This window comes from Nocardioides sp. LHG3406-4 (genome assembly GCF_049897745.1).
GTDB lineage: Bacteria > Actinomycetota > Actinomycetes > Propionibacteriales > Nocardioidaceae > Nocardioides.
In genome coordinates, this window is sequence record NZ_JAFCWV010000008.1 from 1 (window position 1) to 19,095 (window position 19,095).

Annotated in this window: 12 protein-coding genes; 11 read left to right on the forward strand and 1 reads right to left on the reverse strand. The window is 70.7% G+C overall.

Translation table 11 applies throughout. From position 1 onward, the window contains the following. Positions 1-225 precede the first annotated feature (225 nt). From ACP7BP_RS20795 to ACP7BP_RS20820, 6 genes are all read left to right on the forward strand, one after another. Complete coding sequence (locus tag ACP7BP_RS20795; protein WP_426247537.1) at positions 226-618, forward strand: hypothetical protein; 393 nt, start codon at positions 226-228, stop codon at positions 616-618. 34 nt (positions 619-652) lie between these two features. After that, a complete protein-coding gene (locus ACP7BP_RS20800; protein ID WP_426247539.1) occupies positions 653-1,459 on the forward strand; it encodes an isocitrate lyase/PEP mutase family protein in 807 nt (268 codons plus the stop codon). Positions 1,460-1,629: 170 nt separating this feature from the next. Beyond that, positions 1,630-6,090 carry a lamin tail domain-containing protein gene (locus ACP7BP_RS20805; RefSeq protein ID WP_426247540.1) on the forward strand — a complete coding sequence of 1,487 codons (4,461 nt, stop codon included), beginning with the start codon at positions 1,630-1,632 and terminating at the stop codon, positions 6,088-6,090. A gap of 185 nt (positions 6,091-6,275) precedes the next feature. Next, positions 6,276-7,037 carry an ABC transporter ATP-binding protein gene (locus ACP7BP_RS20810; protein WP_426247541.1) on the forward strand — a complete coding sequence of 254 codons (762 nt, stop codon included), beginning with the start codon at positions 6,276-6,278 and terminating at the stop codon, positions 7,035-7,037. After that, positions 7,034-7,795, forward strand: a complete 762-nt coding sequence (locus tag ACP7BP_RS20815; RefSeq protein ID WP_426247543.1) for an ABC transporter permease — start codon at positions 7,034-7,036, stop codon at positions 7,793-7,795. Before ACP7BP_RS20810 ends, ACP7BP_RS20815 begins: the two co-directional genes overlap by 4 nt. A 27-nt stretch (positions 7,796-7,822) precedes the next feature. Then, positions 7,823-8,392: a hypothetical protein gene (locus tag ACP7BP_RS20820; protein ID WP_426247545.1), complete on the forward strand. Its 570-nt coding sequence runs from the start codon at positions 7,823-7,825 to the stop codon at positions 8,390-8,392. Between the two features lie 3 nt (positions 8,393-8,395). On the opposite strand, the gene ACP7BP_RS20825 is transcribed toward ACP7BP_RS20820, so the two are convergent. Next, on the reverse strand, positions 8,396-11,533 hold the full coding sequence (locus ACP7BP_RS20825) for a BTAD domain-containing putative transcriptional regulator (RefSeq protein ID WP_426247546.1): 3,138 nt from the start codon (positions 11,531-11,533) through the stop codon (positions 8,396-8,398). 404 nt (positions 11,534-11,937) lie between these two features. On the opposite strand from ACP7BP_RS20825, the gene ACP7BP_RS20830 reads away from it, so the two are divergent. The 5 genes from ACP7BP_RS20830 to ACP7BP_RS20850 all read left to right on the forward strand — a co-directional run bounded on the left by ACP7BP_RS20830 (position 11,938) and on the right by ACP7BP_RS20850 (position 19,048). Next, positions 11,938-13,836, forward strand: coding sequence for a CocE/NonD family hydrolase (locus tag ACP7BP_RS20830; RefSeq protein WP_426247547.1), 1,899 nt, complete (start codon positions 11,938-11,940; stop codon positions 13,834-13,836). Between the two features lie 81 nt (positions 13,837-13,917). Further along, positions 13,918-15,471: an ABC transporter substrate-binding protein gene (locus tag ACP7BP_RS20835; RefSeq protein ID WP_426247548.1), complete on the forward strand. Its 1,554-nt coding sequence runs from the start codon at positions 13,918-13,920 to the stop codon at positions 15,469-15,471. 25 nt (positions 15,472-15,496) lie between these two features. After that, on the forward strand, positions 15,497-16,540 hold the full coding sequence (locus ACP7BP_RS20840) for an ABC transporter permease (protein WP_426247550.1): 1,044 nt from the start codon (positions 15,497-15,499) through the stop codon (positions 16,538-16,540). Continuing rightward, positions 16,533-18,236, forward strand: coding sequence for a dipeptide/oligopeptide/nickel ABC transporter permease/ATP-binding protein (locus ACP7BP_RS20845; RefSeq protein ID WP_426247551.1), 1,704 nt, complete (start codon positions 16,533-16,535; stop codon positions 18,234-18,236). The genes ACP7BP_RS20840 and ACP7BP_RS20845 overlap by 8 nt, the downstream gene beginning before the upstream one ends. After that, positions 18,233-19,048, forward strand: coding sequence for an ABC transporter ATP-binding protein (locus tag ACP7BP_RS20850; RefSeq protein ID WP_426247553.1), 816 nt, complete (start codon positions 18,233-18,235; stop codon positions 19,046-19,048). Before ACP7BP_RS20845 ends, ACP7BP_RS20850 begins: the two co-directional genes overlap by 4 nt. Positions 19,049-19,095 lie beyond the last annotated feature (47 nt).

Sequence of the window (19,095 nt, forward strand, 5' to 3'; positions counted from 1 at the left end):
ACACCACCGCGGACTACTACTCCACCACCGGCCGGTCCCGGCTGGCCATCCTGGTCTGCTCAGGGATCCGCCGCGGACCGGGGAACTGGAGCCACCGCACCATCTGGTACGCCGTACCCACGTCCGTGGCCGACGACCAGTCCTGAACCCCCCATGCACCCACTGGCGACCCAGCTGCCTGTCGGTCCTCCACTGCATCCGAGGCTCGCAGCCCTCCTGCGACGTGTGCAGGCCGCCGAGCAGGCCGCGGTTGGCGAACAGCGACGACCCACCTTCAGACTCACCCGCCAGGTCCTGACCGCCTGCGTCCAGCTCGGCGTCTCGATCACGGCCCTCGCCCACTTCCTGGGCGTCAGCTCGGGCTCGGTGCGTGGCCGCGCCCACGACCCGGAAGGCACCATGCCCGCAGCGCTCGTCGAGGAGCTCACCGGGCTCGCGCCAGCGCAGCTCGACCAGCTGTCTGACGGACAGCTCACCGCTCGCGGCGCCGCCGACCAGGCGGCGGTCTACCCCACGAACGACGTCATCCGCGCCCTGCTGGCCACTCCCCGGCACGAGGTCGAGAAGCCCGAACCGGCCGGATGCGCGGCCTCCCCGAGGTGGCCTGCAGCGGACTAGAGTGCGCACTCTCGGCTCGTTGACGAGGTGCGATATGGACGGACCCGACGATCGGGTGGACGAGTTCCACCGTTTGCACTCCTCGGGATGCTTCGTCATGCCGAACCCCTGGGATGCCGGGAGCGCGCGGGCCCTGGAACAGCTGGGATTCAAGGCGTTGGCCACGACCAGTGCAGGGTTCGCCTGGACCCTCGGTCGCGCGGACGGCCACGTCGCCCGTGATCAGGCGCTCGAGCACCTCCGAGTCATCGCCGCCGCTGTGAGCGTTCCGGTGAACGCGGACTTCGAGGGCGGCTACGCGGTGGACCCCACCGACGTCGCGGCGAACGTGAGGATGGCTGCGGACACAGGGATCGCGGGACTCTCCATCGAGGACTCCTCGGGTGACGAGGCCGCACCACTCTTCGAGCTCGACCTCGCAGTCGAGCGCGTTGCCGCCGCGCGACGAGCGATCGACGAGAGCGGCACCGGGATAGTCCTCACCGGCCGCTCCGAGGGCTTCGTGTGCGGGCGTCCCGACATCGACGAGACGGTTCGGAGGCTTCGCGCCTACGCCGACGCCGGGGCTGACTGCCTCTACGCCCCTCGGATCGACAGGCTCGAGCACGTCACCGCGATCGTGTCCGCGGTGTCCCCGAAGCCGGTGAACCTCCTGATCAATGCTCCCTTCACCACCGTCGCGGAGGCGGCGCAGCTGGGCGTACGCCGGATCAGTGTCGGCGGCACGCTCGCGCGTGCCGCCTGGGCCGGCTTCTTGTTGGCCGCGCGAGACATCGCAGAGGACGGGACCTTCTCGCGGTTCGAGCGGCTGCCCGACGTCGATGGCCTGCTCGGCGACTGAGGAGAACACCGCGGACCTGCGCGGCTCGGTTCGTCGGGGCTGACCCGCCCCGGGAGCCACGCTGTCCCGTCCGTTGTTCACCGCCCCATCCGCCGGCGTTCATCGGCCCTCGCCATCCGTTCATCGCCTGCTGGCACCTTCCGCTCGACCCCACGAGAAGAAGGATCCCGATGCTGCCTCGCTTCATCGGCGGACTCGCGCTGGCCGGCCTCGCCGCGCCGCTGACCGCCCTGCCCGTACACGCCGCCATCCCCGTCGCAGCAGCGGCCGCCCCGTCGAGCAGCGTGGTGATCAACGAGCTGCACACCAACACCCGCACCGGGGCCAACGACAGCTTCGTGGAGCTGCGCAACATCGCGAACGCGCCGGTGGACGTCTCCGGTTGGCTGTTGCAAGGCTGCAACGCGACAGGGAACACGGGAGCCAACCGGGCAGTCCTCCCGGCGGCGACGATCCTCGACCCGGGTGAGCACTTCCTGCTGGCGAACTCGGGCTACGCGCTGGCGACGGTGCCCGACGAGCCGTTCGCCCCCGGCCTCACCCCCGACGGCGGCGTGGTGCTGAAGGACGCGTCCGCTGTCACGGTGGATGCGGTGGGATACGTGTCGCTGGACTGTGTCGAAGGGGCCCCGGCCCCGCGTCCGACCGACGGTGCCCTGTCCGTGTCGCGCGACGCCGCCGGGACCGACACCGACGACAACGCCGCTGACTTCACGGTCGGCACCCCCTCGCCGACGGCGTCGGAGCAGGAGACCGACCCGAGCGACCCGCCCCCGGCTCCGGAGCAGGACCCGGTGCCTGCCCGAGTGCGGGCGGGAGACCGCGCGGTCGAACGGGTCATCGAGGCGGAGTCGCTGCTGCCCGCCGTCGAGACGACGGCACTGCTCGCCTCTCCTGCCAACTGCTGCGGCCTCGTGCGCTACGGCAACCAGGCGCTGACCTTCGGCGGCGGCAGCGACGGAGGGACCGGCGACGTGGGTGACTCGTTCACCCTGGCCTTCGAGGTCCCGCGTGACGGGCGCTACGAGCTCTCGGGTGCCTACATGCTCGAGCCCACCTTTGCCGCCTTCGGGGTTGCTGTGGACGGGGTGCCCCTGGGTGCCGAGGTCGATCTCTACAGCCCGACGGTCAAGATCGATCCCCGCATCGTCCACGGCGCGGTGGACCTCACGGCGGGCCGCCACGAGGTGACCTTCACCATCACCGGGGCCAACCCGGCCTCCTCCCTCAGGCAGGGACACCGCATCAGCGTCGATCTGCTGCGCCTGCGCGAGCTCCCGACGGAGTCCCGGCTGAACTTCACGCCGGAGGACGGCAAGGTCGTGAAGGGGGTCGTCCCGATCTACGGATGGAGCTCCGACGCCGGGGACTCGCTGGACATCGAGCTCGACGGCCAGCCCGTCACGAGCAGGGCGACGTTGGCCGACACGGCGACCCTCGTCTACGAGGCTCGCGGCGTCCAGAGCGTGACCGGTCACTTCGCCAACCATCTCGTGCTCCGCGGTCAGACCGTGCCGATCGGCAGCGACGTCGGGGCTGCCGGCACCGACTTCGAGACCGACTTCGTCGACCTTCCCGCTGACCTGCTGTCGCCGGGGACCAACAGCATCACGATCGCCGCGGGACCGACTGCCGCGGAGGGTGAGCTCGACAAGGACGACTTCACCGTGCGCAACGTGCGGCTCGAGCTCGCAGACGGAACCGTCCTCACTCCTGACCAAGGCAGCGGCTCGTTCGAGATCAGCGACGAGGACGAGGACTCGCGCCCGAGCATGGGCTTCAGCTTCGACGTACCGGCCGAGGCCGGCCGCGTGTCACGCGGGCTCGCGTGGGACACCTCTGCGGTGGCCAACGGTGAGCACTCCGTGACCCTGCAGGCCGACGGCCCCCAGGGACCGGAGAGCCAGACCGCGACGGTGCTGGTCGACAACCTCGCGCCGACCTTCGCCACGACCTCGCCGGCGGAGGCGCAGCAGGTCAAGGGCACGTTCACCATCGACGCCTCGGTCGACGACGGCGTCGGCGGCCGGATCGAGTCGCTCACCGCGACCCTCGACGGCACCGCGATCGACCTGCCGCAGACCCTCCACACGGACGACCTGACCGACGGCACGCACACGGTCGAGTTCACGGCCACCGACGCGGCCGAGAACGTCACCATCGAGAGCGTCACGTTCACGACGGTCGCCCAGACCCCGGAGCCCGCGGAGCTCATCTCGCCGGCTGACGGCGCCACGGGCGTGGAGTCGTCGCCGACGCTGCGGGTCAGCGCCACCGACCCGGCAGGCGACCCCCTGGCCGTCACCTTCCTGGAGGCATCGAGCTCGCAGCCGGAGGTGGGCGCGTCCTTCCAAGGCGCCAGCCCCGCCGAGCTCGACGCACCGGTCGGCCCGGAGGAGACCGGCGTCGACGTGGCCGCGGCCAGCTCCTCCGACGACGTGTACGCCGAGACCGGGCCGAGCGAGGAGTTCCCCTTCCAGCGCTACGACCTGACGTTGTCGCAGCTCGACGCAGACCGGGTGGACGTGACCTGGGAGGGACGCGTGCAACAGGACCGGGAGGTCGTCGTGTCCGTCCTCGACATGTCGACCCAGGAGTGGGTGCCGGTCGCGACCGGACGCGGCCAGGCGGGCCACGACACCACCCTCGTCGCCGACGTCGACCTCGACATGGCGCTCGACGGGGACGTCGTGCACGTCCTGGTGCAGGGTCGCGATCCCTTCGCCGACATCGAGGACGATGCACCGGACGAGAAGTTCGAGGACCCGAAGGACTACGACTTCGCGATCGCCTGGCTCACGGACACGCAGTACCTCAGCGAGGGTGCGGTCGAGGGCAAGCCCGGCTTCGGTGAGGCGTTCACCGGGATCAACCAGTGGATCGCCGACAATGCCGACGAGCGGAAGATCGTCTACGCCGCGCACACGGGCGACCTGATCAACAACTGGGTCGGCGTCAACGAGAAGACGCCCGAGCAGGTTGCGCTCGCCCGGCAGGAGTTCCAGTTCGCCAGTGACGCCATGGACATCCTCGAGGACGCGGGCATCCCGTACGGCGTCACGCCGGGCAACCACGACGGCATGGCCGGGACGAGCAACGACCTCTACAACGAGTACTTCCCGCCCTCTCGCTACGAGGCGGCCTCCCAGACCGCGACCCAGGACTACTACGGCGGATCCTGGAAGCCCGCCGACAACCAGAACCACTTCGACCTCTTCGAAGCCGGCGGCCAGAAGTTCATCGCCGTCTATCTCGGCTTCGTCGCCGGCCAGGAGGAGATCGACTGGGCCGACCAGGTGCTCGAGGAGCACTCCGACCGGAAGGCGATCTTCCTCACCCACGAGTACCTGCAGCCGAGCAAGGACGCCCAGGGGCGGGGTGGGGCACTCTCGGCCGAGACCGAGCGCAGTCAGGGGCAGGAGCTCTTCGACGAGGTCGTGCTGCCCAACGACAACGTCTTCCTGACCCTGTCCGGGCACACCCACGGCGTCGCGCTCAACATCAAGCGAGACGTGGGCGCGCCGGGGCGGACCGTGGTGGAGATGCTGGCGAACTACCAGTTCTACGAGATCGGTGGCCAGCGCCGTACCGGGTACTTCCGGATGCTGCAGTTCGACGTCGACCGGTCCGAGGTCGCGGTCGACACCTACTCGCCGGCACTCCACGACTACAACGCCGACGAGTACGACACGTCGAACAACCGGGCCTACGTGCCGGCCGCCGATGAGTTCCGGGTGCCGGTCGACCTGGCCTCCCGTACGACGTCGGTCAAGACCGACGCGGTGGCCATCGCGGTGCGCACCGACACGGTCATCGGCACCGCCGCCAACGCCGGGGACGGCCTGGCCGAGGTGACGTGGGCAGGCCTGGCGCCGGGCACCAGCCATTCCTGGTACGCGCGCTCCGACGACCAGGCCGGTGGGGTGTCCGAGTCCGCGGTGTTCACGTTCCGGACCAAGTCGGCCGACCCGACGGGTCCCAGTGACCCGGGCTCCAGTGACCCGGGCTCCAGCGATCCGGGCTCCAGCGATCCGGGCACCGGTGACCCGGGGCCCGGTGTCCCGAGCCCCACAGCACCGAGCATCGTCACCCAGCCCGGCAACCGGGCGATCCTCGTCGGCGGGAGCACCACCTTCGTCGCGGAGGCGCACGGCGAGTCGCTGAGCTACCAGTGGCAGCAGCGGCGCAAGGGGGCGGCCGGCTGGAGCAACGTGCCGGGCGCCACCACGAGCCGCCTCACCGTCACACCGCGCTACCGCTCGTGGTCGGGCGCCCGCTTCCGGGTCGTCGTCACCAATCCGGCCGGGTCGGTGACCTCCGAGGAGGCGACCCTGAACGTCCTGAAGGGCCGAGCTCGGGTGCGGCTGCTCATCCCCGACCGGCAGGTGCGGGCAGGGGAGCGGACCCAGACGGTGGTCCGGGTGAAGGCCGCGGGTCTCTCGGTGTACGGCGAGGTCAAGTTCCGGGTCGACGGCCGAGTAGTCGGGCTGGCGAGGCTGCGCAACGGCTACGTCAGGTTCCACCTGCCCCCTCTGTCCCGAGGCGTCCACCGGATCCGGGCGTCGTACCTGGGGAGCGCGAACCTGAGTGCGGCGAGATCCGCGGAGGTCAGGGTCACGATCGGGCGCTGACCCCGGCCCTGAACGACGCGACCGCGCGGCCCCCACCAGGAGGCCGCGCGGTCGTGTCATCGCGGGGTGTCAGATGCGTGTCAGGCGCGTGTCAGCGGCGTGTCAGTCCGGCCGTCGATGGTTGCCGCATGACAAGTGAGACGACAGCAGCATCACGGCTGCAGGACCGAGAGCCTGCGATCCGGGTGCGGAGCATAGAGAAGTCCTACCAGGACCTGCACGTCCTGCGAGGCGTCGACTTGGAGGTGGCGCCAGGCAGCGTCTTCGCCCTCCTCGGCTCGAACGGGGCCGGCAAGACCACGATGGTGAGGATCCTGTCCACGCTGCTGAGGTCGGACGCCGGCACCGCCACCGTCAACGGGTACGACGTCACGGCGGAGCCGCTCCGGGTCCGGGAGTCCATCAGCCTGACCGGCCAGTTCGCAGCGGTCGACGAGATCCTCTCCGGCCGGGAGAACCTGGTGATGGTCGCCAGGCTGAGGCACCTCGACGACCCGGGCCGGGTGGCGGACGAGCTGCTCGCCCGGTTCGACCTCGCCGATGCAGGCTCGCGGAAGGTGGCGACGTACTCGGGAGGCATGCGCCGTCGCCTCGACATTGCCATGAGCCTGATCGGGCAGCCGAAGGTGATCTTCCTCGACGAGCCGACCACGGGGCTCGACCCCGAGGCACGCCTCGACGTCTGGCAGGTCATCCGGGAGCTCGCCACGCAGGGGACCACCGTGCTGCTCACCACGCAGCACCTCGACGAGGCCGAGCAGCTCGCAGACCGGATCGCCGTCCTGCATCGGGGGCGCATCATCGCCAACGGCACCCTCGCCGAGCTGAGGCAGCTCCTCCCGCCCGCAACCGTCGAGTACGTCGAGAAGCAGCCGACCCTGGAGGACGTCTTCCTCGCGCTCGTGGGGAACGGCAGCCACACCGAGTCACGTGAGGACCTTTCATGAGCACACACTTCCTGGGAGACACGGCCGTCCTGCTGGGCCGCTCCATGCGTCACATCTTCCGCAGCGTGGACACGATCATCACGACCGCGATCACCCCGATCGCCATGATGCTGCTGTTCGTCTACGTCCTCGGCGGGGCGATCGAGACAGGCACCGACAACTACGTGAACTACCTGCTGCCGGGGATCATGCTGATCGCGATCGCCTCAGGCATCGCCTACACCGCCGTGCGACTGTTCACCGACATGAAGAGCGGCATCTTCGAGCGGTTCCACTCCATGCCGATCGCGCGATCGTCAGTGCTGTGGGCACACGTCCTGACCTCGCTGGTCGCCAACGCGATCTCGGTGGTCATCATCGTGCTGGTCGGCCTCGTCATGGGGTTTCGCACCTCGGCGGGCCCGCTTGCGTGGATCGCCGTAGCCGGGATCCTGGTGCTGTTCACCCTGGCGCTCACCTGGGTCGCGGTCCTCGCCGGGCTGTCGGCGAAGTCCGTCGACGGTGCCGCTGGGTTCTCCTACCCGCTGATCTTCCTGCCCTTCATCAGCTCGGCCTTCGTCCCGACGGACACCATGCCGGGACCCGTGCGCGCCTTCGCCGAGAACCAGCCGGTCACGTCGATCGTCAACACGATCCAGGACCTCTTCGCCGAGCGGCCGGTCGGCAGCGACATCTGGATCGCCCTCGCCTGGTGCGTCGGCATCCTGGTTCTCGGCTACGTCTTCGCCATGGCTGGCTACCGGCGCAAGATCAGCTGACGCCGGACCGGACGGGAGGAGACGAGGATGCCCACGTTCACCACGCCAGGGCCGGTCGCCGCCGTCGTGCAGGTCGCCGGGGCGCACGTGCGGATCACCGCGAGCGAGCGGCCGGACACCGTCGTCCTGGTCGAGCCCATCAGCGCAACGAACCGGTCGCACGTCAAGGTGGCCGATAGGACCAAGGTCGACTTCGCCGGCGGTCAGCTGTCGGTCAGGACGACCGTGCCCGGCGACAGCCGCGGTTCGGTCGCCATCACGATCGAGCTGCCTGCCGGGTCCGGCCTGGTGGTGTACCTGGCGCACTCGGATGTACACGGTGTCGGCACCCTGGGCGAGTGCGAGCTGCACCTGGCGAAGGGGCGGGTCCGGCTGGATCGCATCGACGCTCTGCAGGCGAACATCGCGGCCGGCGAGGTCTCGGTCGGCCACATCGCCGGGAGCGCGACCATCGTCGGCAGCACTCTCGCCGTGCGGATCGGCGAGGTCCCGGGCGCCGCGGCCCGCGCGGACGCCCCTCATAGGCGGGGGCAGGTGCGCACGGTCCACGCGGGGACGCGGCACGGCGACGTCACCGTTCGACGTGCTGCGAGCTGACCCTCACGACGTCAGCGTGACCTCGGCCAGCTGCGGCCAGCTCGCCTGCGTGCCCTCCTCCGTCAGCTGGGCGAACCGGGCTTCGCCGAGGCGGTCCCGCAGGACCTGCTCGATCCGGGCCACGTCCGGGTGCGAGCGGTCCGGCAGCCCGCGTACGCCGACGCTGGCCGCGAGCAGCCGGGCAGCCTGCTCGTGCTGGTCGAGGCGAACGGCCAGGTCCGCGACCCCGACGAGAACATGGGCGATCACGAAGGGGACCCCCGACTCGGTCGCCGCCTGCCAGGCAGCCACCCGGTGGGTGCGGGACTCCCGGGGATCGTCGGCCAGGTAGCCGAGCAGGTCCTCGATGCCGGCGCGGAAGGTGGCCTGCTGCGCGGCATCGCCCAAGAGTGCCGTCGCACGGGCGAGCTGACGGCGGGCCGCGTCGGGGTCACCGCCCAGGCGAGCGAGTCCTGCCTTGGCGAGCGCCACGTCGACCAGGGCGTACGGCCAGGTGACGCGTTCGGCGCTCCGCTCGGCCTCGGCGATCGCGGCCGCGCTGGCGTGGCGGTCGCCGTTCAGCCAGAACAGCAGGGCCTGCTGGGTCCGCACCTCGATGACGTCCTCGACGGCGTCGAGCTCGGCGAGGACCGCGACCGCCTGCTCGAAGTGCTCACAGGCACTGGCGAACTCACCCCGCCTGGCGAGCTGGCCCGCCAGCTCGGACAGCGCCACCGAGATCCCGAACCGCTCACCGAGGGCCCGGAACTCCGCGAGCGCCAGCTCCAGCTGGGCCTCCGCCTCCCGGCCACCCTGGCCCAGCATGGTGCGCATCTTGCCGACCTGCCACCGGGCCGTCGCGCGGACCCAGGGGTCGGCGCTCCCGAGCAACGACTCGAACGCGGTCACCGCTTCCTCCGGGGCCACCAGCAGGCGTTCCAGCGCCACCACGAATCCCAGCAGCGGGTTGTCGCTCCGGCTTCGCTGGCTGAACCGGTACGCCTTGTGGATCCACTCCGCGCCCAGGTGCTCATCGCCCCGGCCGGACGTCACGTAGAGCACCACCAGCCCGTACGTCACCGCCCTCAGGTCATCGGCCGCCTCGCCCGGCAGGTCGGCTGCCGCCATCAGCAGCTCCAGACCTTCGGTCCGGCGTCCGCCGAGCCACCAGTACCAGCCGGCCGCCGCAGCGAGCCGCATCGCCGCCTGTGCGTCACCGGCTGCGATCGCGCTCCGCATCGCGGCGTTGAGGTTGTCGTGGTCGGCCTCAAGGGTGGCGAGCCACTCCACCTGCTCGGCGCGGCGCAGGTGTGGCTCGGCGGTCTCGGCGAGCTCGGTGAAGCAGGCCAGATGTGCCTGGTGAGCGAGCTGCACCTCCCCCGCGTCGGCGAGCCGGTCAGCGGCGTACTCCTTGATGGTGCCGAGCATCCGGTAGCGCGGGGCGCCGACGCCGCCGGTGAGCACCAGCGACTTCTCGGCCAGCGAGGTGAGCAGGCCCAGCACCTGCTCCTGCTGCACCGCATCACCGGCGCACACCCGCTCGGCCGCCTCCAGGCCGGCCCCGCCCGAGAACACCGAGAGCCTGCGCAGGACCATCCGCTCGGCATCGGTGAGCAGCTCCCAGCTCCAGTCGACCACCGCGCGCAGCGTCTTGTGCCGGGGCAGCGCCGTACGGCTGCCGCTCGTCAGCAGGCGGAACCGGTCGTGGAGCCGGTCGGCGAGCTGGTCGATGGACATCGTGCGCAGGCTCGCCGCGGCCAGCTCGATCGCGAGCGGCATGCCGTCCAGCGCCCGGCAGACGTCCACCATGGTCGACAGCGTCTGCGCGTCGGTCCCGAGGTCCTTGCGCACCGCGCCCGCCCGGTCCCGCAGCAGCTGCACGGCTGGTGCGGACCCGTTCGCGGCAGTGCCGGCGCTCGCCTCAGGCAGGGCCAGCGGCTCGACCAGCCAGAGCGCCTCACCGGTGATGCCGAGCGGCTCCCTGCTCGTGGCCAGGATCCGCAGCCGCCGACACTCTCCGAGCACTCGCTCCGCGAACACCGCCACCGACTCGATCACGTGCTCGCAGTTGTCCAGGATCAGCAGCATCTCGCGCTCGCGGACCGCGGCGACGAGCTCGTCGGCCAGGTCTGCGCTCGGCGTCCCGCCGAGCAGAGCATCCCGCAGCCCCAGCCCCGTGAGCGTCGCCTGCACCACGTCACCGTCGGTGCCGACGGGTGCCAGCTCCACCAGCCAGACCCCGTCCGGCAGGTCACCGAGCAGCAAGCGGGCCGTCTCCGTGGCCAGCCTGGTCTTCCCGGCACCGCCCGGCCCGATCAGGGTGGTCAGCCGATGCTCCCCGACGAGCTCGCGGACGACGGCGACGTCTGCGTCCCTGCCCACGAAGCTGGTCAGCTCGGCGCGCAGGTTGGTCCTCCGGTCCTCCTCCCGCCGCCCCAGCTCGCCTCGCAGCAGCGCGACGTGCAGAGCGGACAGGTCCGGTGAGGGGTCGACGCCCAGCGCCTCGACCAGAGCCTCCCTCGTGCGCTCGAAGACGAGCAGCGCCTCGCTGTCACGACCGGCCGCGGCCAGGGCACGCATCAGCGCGGCGACCAGCCGTTCCCGCAGGGGGTACGCCGCCACCAGGTCCGTGAGCTCGCCGAGCAGCTCCACTCCGTCGCCGAGACCGTCCTCCGCCTCGAACCGATCCTCCAGCGCGGTCAGGCGCAGCCCCTCGAGTCGGGTGGCTGCCGCGTCGAACGCCTCGCTGTCCTGAAGGCCGACGTCCTGCATGGCCGCACCGCGCCACAGGCCGAGGGCCTCTCGCAGCAGGCGGACCCGCCGCTGCCCGTCCTCGGTGCGGGCCTGAGCGAGGAGGCGCTCGAACCGGACGGCGTCGACGTCACCGGCTTCCACCGCCAGCCGGTAGCCGCCCGCCTGGCCCTCGACCAACCCGTCCGGGAGCGCCTTCCGCAGCCGGGAGGCCAAGCGCTGCAAGGCGTTCGCCGCGTCGGAGGGCGGGTGCTCGCCCCAGATCCAGTCGACGAGCGTCGACCTCGGGACCACGCGACCCGGCTCGAGCGCGAGGGCGATCACCAGTGCGCGCAACCGGGCGCCGGGCACGTCAGCCGGGACACCGTCGTCAGTGCGGACCTCGAACGATCCAAGCATCCCGATCTGCACGGGGGTGAGTCTCCCACGGCGGCTCGGCTCCGGCCGCTCGAGCCGACGTGCCGGCGTCGGACTCTCTTTTCACTGTTCCACCGGAAAGAAATGTCTGGTAAGAAAGGCACGTTGTCTATTTAGATAGACATCTGCCTGCGCCGACGACGGGAGTTTCGCCACTCATGGTTAATGCCCGCCAGACCTCGACCTCCGCCCCGGCCATGGCAGGCGTCCATGCCGACGATGCCATGCACGGGCAGCGCGCGGCCACCACATCGGTGCCGTGTCGACCGGGCCGGGTGCGGTGGGCGGCTGGGAACGCGAGCGCGGGCCAGGCAGCGAGCTAGGCCCGGCACCGACCAGCTACGGCAGCTCTGACTTCCGCATCATCCACAGCACCATCCATAGGGGGCCCTGCACCGATGACCGCAGCCGAGTACGGCATCCTCACCGCGTCCGACGTCATGGTGCCCATGCGCGACGGCACCCTTCTCGCCACGGACATCCACCGGCCGGCCCGTGATGGGGCCGCCGTGGCGGGTGCGTTCCCGACCGTCCTGGCGCGCACGTCGTACGACAAGACCAATGCCAGGCTGTGGGTCGACTCGTTCGTCCGCTTCCTGACCCCGCGCGGGTACGCCGTGGTGGTCCAGGACATCCGGGGCCGCTACCGCTCGGAGGGTGACGACTACCGCCACATCTTCAACCCGCTCGAGGGCGAGGACGGCTACGACACCATCGAGTGGGTCGCCGACCAGCCCTGGTGCAACGGGAGGATCGGGATGTTCGGCAGCTCCCACGGCGCGATCGTCCAGCAGACCGCCGCCATCCTGGCTCCCCCACACCTGACGGCGATCTGGCCGGACGTCGGGCCGACCAACCTGTACGCCAGCACCGCCCGGGAGGGCGGGGCCTTCGCGCTCCAGCTCTACGGCGCCATCTCGATGCACGCCTACCAGGACAAGCATGCGAGCCCGACCGCGATGGCCGCCATCGAGCGCGGCCTGCGCACCACGTCTCAGACGATCAGCCAGCTGCCGCTCAAAAAGGGCCAGACGGCGCTCGCGCAGTTCCCGGCCCTGGAGGAGACCTTCTTCGAGGCCTACTGGCGGGGCGCCTACGACGAGTGGTGGGACCGGCCGGCGCTCAACCAGGAGCCGCACTGGGGGAAGCACGCCGACGTCCCCGCCACCTTCAGCGGCGGATGGTGGGACCCCTTCGCCGGGGAGATCGTCCGCTACTTCCAGGCGATGACCGCACAGGGATCACACCTGCAGCGTCTGGTGCTTGGCCCGTGGGGGCACGGCACGATGCGCAACGGCGGCAGCGTGGTAGGCGACGCCGACTTCGGCCCGGAGGCCGCCTGGGGCCGGGAGAGGTATCAGGAGGAGGCGCTGCGGTGGGCCGAGTACACGCTCAACGACGCCGACGACGGCATCTCCACCGAGGCGCCGGTCCAGATCTTCGTGATGGGTGGCGGGGGTGGTCACCGCACTGCCGCCGGCAACCTCTTCCACGGCGGCGCCTGGCGCAGCGAGGAGGCGTGGCCGATCGCCCGCGCCGACCACCAGACGTGGTACCTCCAGCCCGACTCCGGGCTGGGCACCGATCCGGTCGAGGACGACGGAGCGAGCGCCTCGTTCCAGTTCGACCCGGAGCGGCCGGTGCCGAGCGTGGGCGGCAACATCGCCAGCTACTGCGAGCTCATCGACACGGGCATCCCGAGCGGCCAGCTGGAGTACGTGCCCTGGTACACCCGGATGCGCGACATCGTGCCGGCCGGCGGCTTCCACCAGGCAGAGACCCCGGGTCTGCTCGGCGGCCAGCCGCCGTTCGGTCCCTTGGCCGCCCGGCCCGACGTACTCGTCTTCTCGACGGCCCCGCTGACCGATGACGTCGAGGTCACCGGCACCTGCGTGGTCCGGCTCTGGGTCTCCTCCGAGACGCCCGACACCGACATCACCGCCAAGCTCGTCGACGTCTACCCGCCCAGCGAGGACTACCCCGACGGCTACCACCTCGGACTGGTCGACTCGATCCTCCGTCTCCGGTTCCGCAACGGGTGGCGCACCGAGGAGCTGATGACGCCCGGGGAGGTGTACCCGATCGAGATCCCGCTGGCACCGACCAGCAACCTCTTCGCCCGCGGTCACCGGATCCGCCTCGACATCTCGAGCAGCAACTTCCCCCGCTTCGACACCAACCCCAACACCGGCGAACCGCTCGGTCGCCACACGCACACCCGCGTCACCCGCAACACCGTGCACCTGTCCCGGGAACACCCCTCGCAGGTCGTGCTGCCCGTCGTACCTCGCCCGTAAGCCCCGCCGCGGCGTCTGTCGCCCGGATCCGGGACCCACCAGCCACCAGGAGAGCCAATGACACTGACCACGAGGCTTGGCGTGACGTGCATCGTCATCACGTTGGGCGCATCCCTCGCCGCCTGCGGCGGCGGCAGCAGCGACGCCGGCGGTGGAGGCGGCGGGTCGCGCACCGTCAGCGGGGAGTTCGTCTCCGCCCCCACCTCCTTCGACCCGGCGCGGGCCACCGCGCGGGACGACTACGTCGCGAACGCCCTGATGTTCGACACGCTCGTCCACAACGACGAGAACGCCACCTACGTCGGCGGCCTCGCCACCGACTGGGAGGCGAAGTCCGCCTCCGAGTACGTCTTCACGATCCGCGACGACGCCACGTGCGCAGACGGCACGAAGATCACCGCGGGCCTCGTGGCGGACTCGCTGAACTACTTCGCCGACCAGAGCGCCGGCAACCACGTCTCGGCCCCGCTGGTGTTCGGACCGGGCAAGCCGACCATCACCGCCGACGACGACGCCTCCGTGGTCACGATCAAGACCGCCGCGCCGTACGTCAACCTGGTCGCCGGCCTGGCCATCCCGCAGTCCGGCATCGTGTGTCCCGCCGGCCTCGACGACCCGAAGGCACTCGCCCAGGGCACCGCCGAGGGCGCTGCCTCGGGGCCCTACACGCTGGCGGAGTCGAAGGCTGGGGTGAGCTACACCTTCAAGCTTCGCGACGACTACGACGCCTGGCCGGAGTACGCCACTCCTCTGGAGGGCACCCCGCCTCCCGAGATCGTCTTCTCGATGGCCACCGACGACGCCACCTCCTCCAACAAGATGCTCAGTGGGGATCTCGACTTCGCCCTGCTCGGCGGAGAGTCGATCGAGCGCTTCGCCGACAGCTCGGACCAGAACAAGGAGCTCATCACCTTCGCCAACGGCTACGTGATGTTCAACGAGCGGCCCGGGCACTACTTCGCGGACAACCAGCCGGCCCGGCAGGCCGTGGCCCGGGCCATCGACCGGGACGCCTTCAACCAGATCTTCTCCAATGGCGAGGGAGAGCTGTTCAACTCCGTGGTGCCCTCCAGCTACCGGTGCGTCAACACCGACGAGTCGCTCATCGAGCCACTCGATCCCGCCGCGGCCGCATCGGTGCTGGACGGCGCCTCGATCAAGATCATCGCCTCCAATTCCTTCGGTGGTGACGGCAAGGCCGCGGAGTACATCCAGCAGGTGCTCACCGACGCCGGCGCGGACGTCAAGCTCGACACGGTGGACAACGCCACCTGGGCCAGCACGATCAACGACCCCAGTGGCGACTGGGACCTGACCATCCAGGGTGACCTGAACTCGCTGAAGGTCATCAGCGCGTCCCTGGACCGGGTGATGGGTCCTGCGATCGAGGACGGCGGCCGCAACATCCCGGGCAACGACAACGCCGAGGGCGCCGAGGCGCTGAAGAAGGCGCTGTCGACGGTCGACCCCGACGAGCAGTGCGCGGCCTACCAGACCGCGCAGAAGACGATGCTCGAGCGCGACGACGTGGTGCCGATGGCCGGCATCACCTGGCTGCTGATCTCGTCGGGCGACGTCACCCTGCGTGCGCCCAACGACACGATCGACTACACGACGCTCCGCATCTCCGACTGACCCTGCCGACCGGCGAGGAGACCACATGACGGCGACCGACCGGACCGGCCAGCTGCCACAGCGCGTGCCGGACCCAGCTCCGGCTCCGCGGCTGCGGCGCGGCCGGTCCGGTCCGTCGCCGTGGCTCGCCTTCAGCCTGAAGCGGCTGCTCGGACTGCTCGGCACCGTCGTGGTGCTGGTGCTCGTGACGTTCTTCATGGTGCGGCTGATCCCCGGCGACCCGGCCGTCAGCGTCGCGGGCCCGGACGCCTCGCTGCAGCAGATCGAGGACGTCCGAGCCCAGCTGGGGCTGAATGAGGCACTGCCCGCCCAGCTCGGTCACTACGTGGCCGGCCTGGTGCAAGGCGACCTCGGCGACTCCTTCTCCCAGTCGCAGCCGGTGACCGACCTGCTCAGCGCCCGACTGCCCTACACGGTCGGCATCGCCGTCCCCGCGATGGTGCTCGTGCTGCTCGTCGCCGTCCCGCTCGGCATGGCTGTCGGCGTGCTGACGCGAGGTGTTCGCCACCGGTGGCTCGACCGGGTGTTCGGCTTCGGCTCCGGCCTCGTCTCGGCGGTCCCGCAGTACGTCATGGCGACCTTCCTGGTGCTGATCTTCGCGGTCACCCTGGCGGTCCTGCCGCCGGCGTACTCGCGCACCAGCCCGGCGGAGTCGTACGTGCTGCCGATCCTCGCGCTCGCCGTCGGCCCGATCTGCGTCGTCGCCCGCGTCGTACGCCGCGAGACCGGGGTCGTGCTCGAGAACGACTACTTCCGCACCGCTCGTGGGTGGCGGCTCCCGGGGTGGCGGCTCTACGGCCGCTACCTGCTGCCGAGCCTGCTCACCAGCACCCTGACCATGAGCGGTCTCATCCTCACCTCCATGCTCGGCAGCGCGATCGTGGTGGAGACCGTCTTCGGCTGGCCCGGCCTGGGCCTGGGCATCGTGCAGGCGATCCTCACCAAGGACTACCCGGTGATCCAGGGCATCATCCTGGTCCTCGGAATCGTGGCCGCCCTCATCACGCTGCTCGTGGACGTCGTCCTCGGCCTGATCGACCCGCGCACCCTGGGAGGCCGTCATGACTGAGCTCCTCGACGAGGGCCGGCTGCCCGACCCGGTCGAGCGGGCCAGGTCGTTCCGCTGGACGTTCGGCCTGGTCTTCGGGCTCAGCCTCGCGGGCGTGCTCGTGCTGATCGCGATCGTGGCGCCCATGGTGCTCTCGGAACGCGCCAACGGGCTGTCGTCCGACGCGAGCGCCGGCATGTCCGCCGCGCACTGGCTCGGCACCGACGAGTTCGGTCGCGACATGGTGGCCCGGTCGCTGGTGGCCACCCGGCTCACGCTCATCCTCACCGCCGCGGCCACCGCCATCTCCGTGGGCTGCGGGGTGCTGCTCGGTGCGGCGATCTGGGTCGCACCGCGCCGGATCCGCGAGCTCTGCCTGCGGGTGCTGGAGACCGCGATCTGCTTCCCGGGCCTGCTGGTGGCGCTCATCATCACCGCGATCCTGGGCGCCGGTGCCGTCGCCATCGTCATCGGGATCGGCATCGCGGGGATCCCGATCTTCGCCCGGCTGGCCGCGAACTTCGCGTCCAACGTGTCCCGCCGCGACTTCGTGGTGACCGCACGGCTGCTCGGCGTGCCCGCGCGCCGGCTCGTGCTGCGGCACGTCCTGCCCAACATCGCCGAGCCGATCCTGGTGCTCACGGCGTCCGGGTTCAGCGTCGCGCTGATCGAGGTCTCGGGGCTGTCCTTCATCGGCCTCGGCGTGCAGTCGCCCGACTACGACTACGGCAAGCTCCTCGTCGACGCCCTGCCTGCGATCTACACGCGCCCCGAGCAGGTCGTCGGGCCGGCCGTGATGATCGTGCTGACCATCCTCGCCGCGATGCTCATCGGCGACGGGCTCGCCGCGGCAGCCGACCCCCGGGCATCGGCGCAGCGCGCCGAGCGGCCGCGTCGTCAGCCGGCAGCCACCGGCGAGCCCGGGACCGGGTTCGTGGAGGTGGAGGACCTCCGGGTCACGACCGCCGACGGCAGGGAGCTCCTGCACGGCGTCTCCTTCACGATAGCCGAGGGCGAGGTGCTCGGCGTGGTCGGCGAGTCCGGCTCCGGCAAGTCGCTGACAGCGATGTCGCTGGCACGGCTGCTGCCCGACTCGCTGGCCGCGCAGGCACGCCGGCTCCGGGTCGGCGACCTCGACCTGGCTGCGGCGCCCTCGCGCCGGCAGCTGGCCACCACGATCTCGCTGATCTACCAGGACCCCGGCACGACCTTCAACCCCGCGCTGCGGATGGGCAGCCAGCTCACCGAGGTGCTGCGCACCCATCACGGCCTCTCCCGGCGGGAGGCGCGTACGGCGATCCTGCGCGCGTTGGAGGCCGTGCACATGGTCGACCCGGCCCGGCGGCTGCGTCAGCACCCCCACGAGCTGTCCGGTGGGATGCGGCAGCGCGCCATGATCGCCTCCGCCATCGCCGTCTCGCCGCGGCTGCTCATCGCCGACGAGCCGACGACGGCGCTGGACGTCACCGTGCAGGCGGAGATCCTGCGCGAGCTCCGGCGCCTCAACCGCGAGTCGACGATGGCGATGCTCTTCATCTCCCACGACATCAGCGTGGTCGAGATGCTCTGCGACCGGGTGCTGGTGATGAAGGACGGCCACGTGGTGGAGGTGCTGTCCGCGGAGCAGCTGAGGAAGGGCGAGGTGAGCCACCCGTACACGAAGCGCCTCATCGCCGCGACGCCGCGGATCACCGACCAGGTCGGAGGCGGACGATGAGTGCGGTCGCGGCGATTCCGGCGCTCGAGATCGACGACCTCTCCGTCACCTTCGGGCACGGCGCCAAGGCGGTCACCGCCGTACGCCGCGTCTCCATCGACGTGCCCGTCGGCCACACCGTCGGGCTGGTCGGCGAGTCCGGGTCGGGCAAGTCAACGATCGCGAAGGCCGCGGTGGGCATCGTGACCCCGAGCGCCGGGCGGATCCTCCTCGGCGGGGTCGACCTGGGCACCCTGGGCCACGGAGACCAGGCCGTCGCACGCCGTCGGCTGCAGCTGATCCCCCAGGATCCCTACTCGTCGCTGAGTCCTCGGCGCACGATCGGGGAGACGATGGCGGAGGCGCTGGACCCGGTCAGGGCCAGCGTGGGCAGGCATCGCGACCGGATCGTGCACTGGCTGGAGGCCGTCAAGCTGGACGCCGACAGCCTGGTCCGCTACCCGCACGAGTTCTCCGGCGGCCAACGCCAGCGGGTCGCCATCGCGCGCGCCCTGGCCGTCGAGCCACAGGTCGTGATCGCCGACGAGATCACCTCGGCCCTGGACGTCTCGGTCCAGGCCGAGATCCTCGCACTGCTCGTCCAGCTGCGGGAGGAGCTGGACCTGACGATGCTCTTCATCTCCCACAACCTGGCTGTGGTCCGGCAGGTCTGTGACCGCACGGCGGTGCTCTACCGCGGCGACCTGGTCGAGTCGGGGGACACCGTCGCGATGTTCGCCGATCCGCAGCACGACTACACCCGGACGCTGCTGGCCGCCGTACCCGGCTCGGCGCTGATGACCCTCGACCAGCCGAGCTCGCGGGACCGTTGACGACCGGGGAGCATGTCTGGTTCAGTAGGCAGACTGTTCAACAAGAT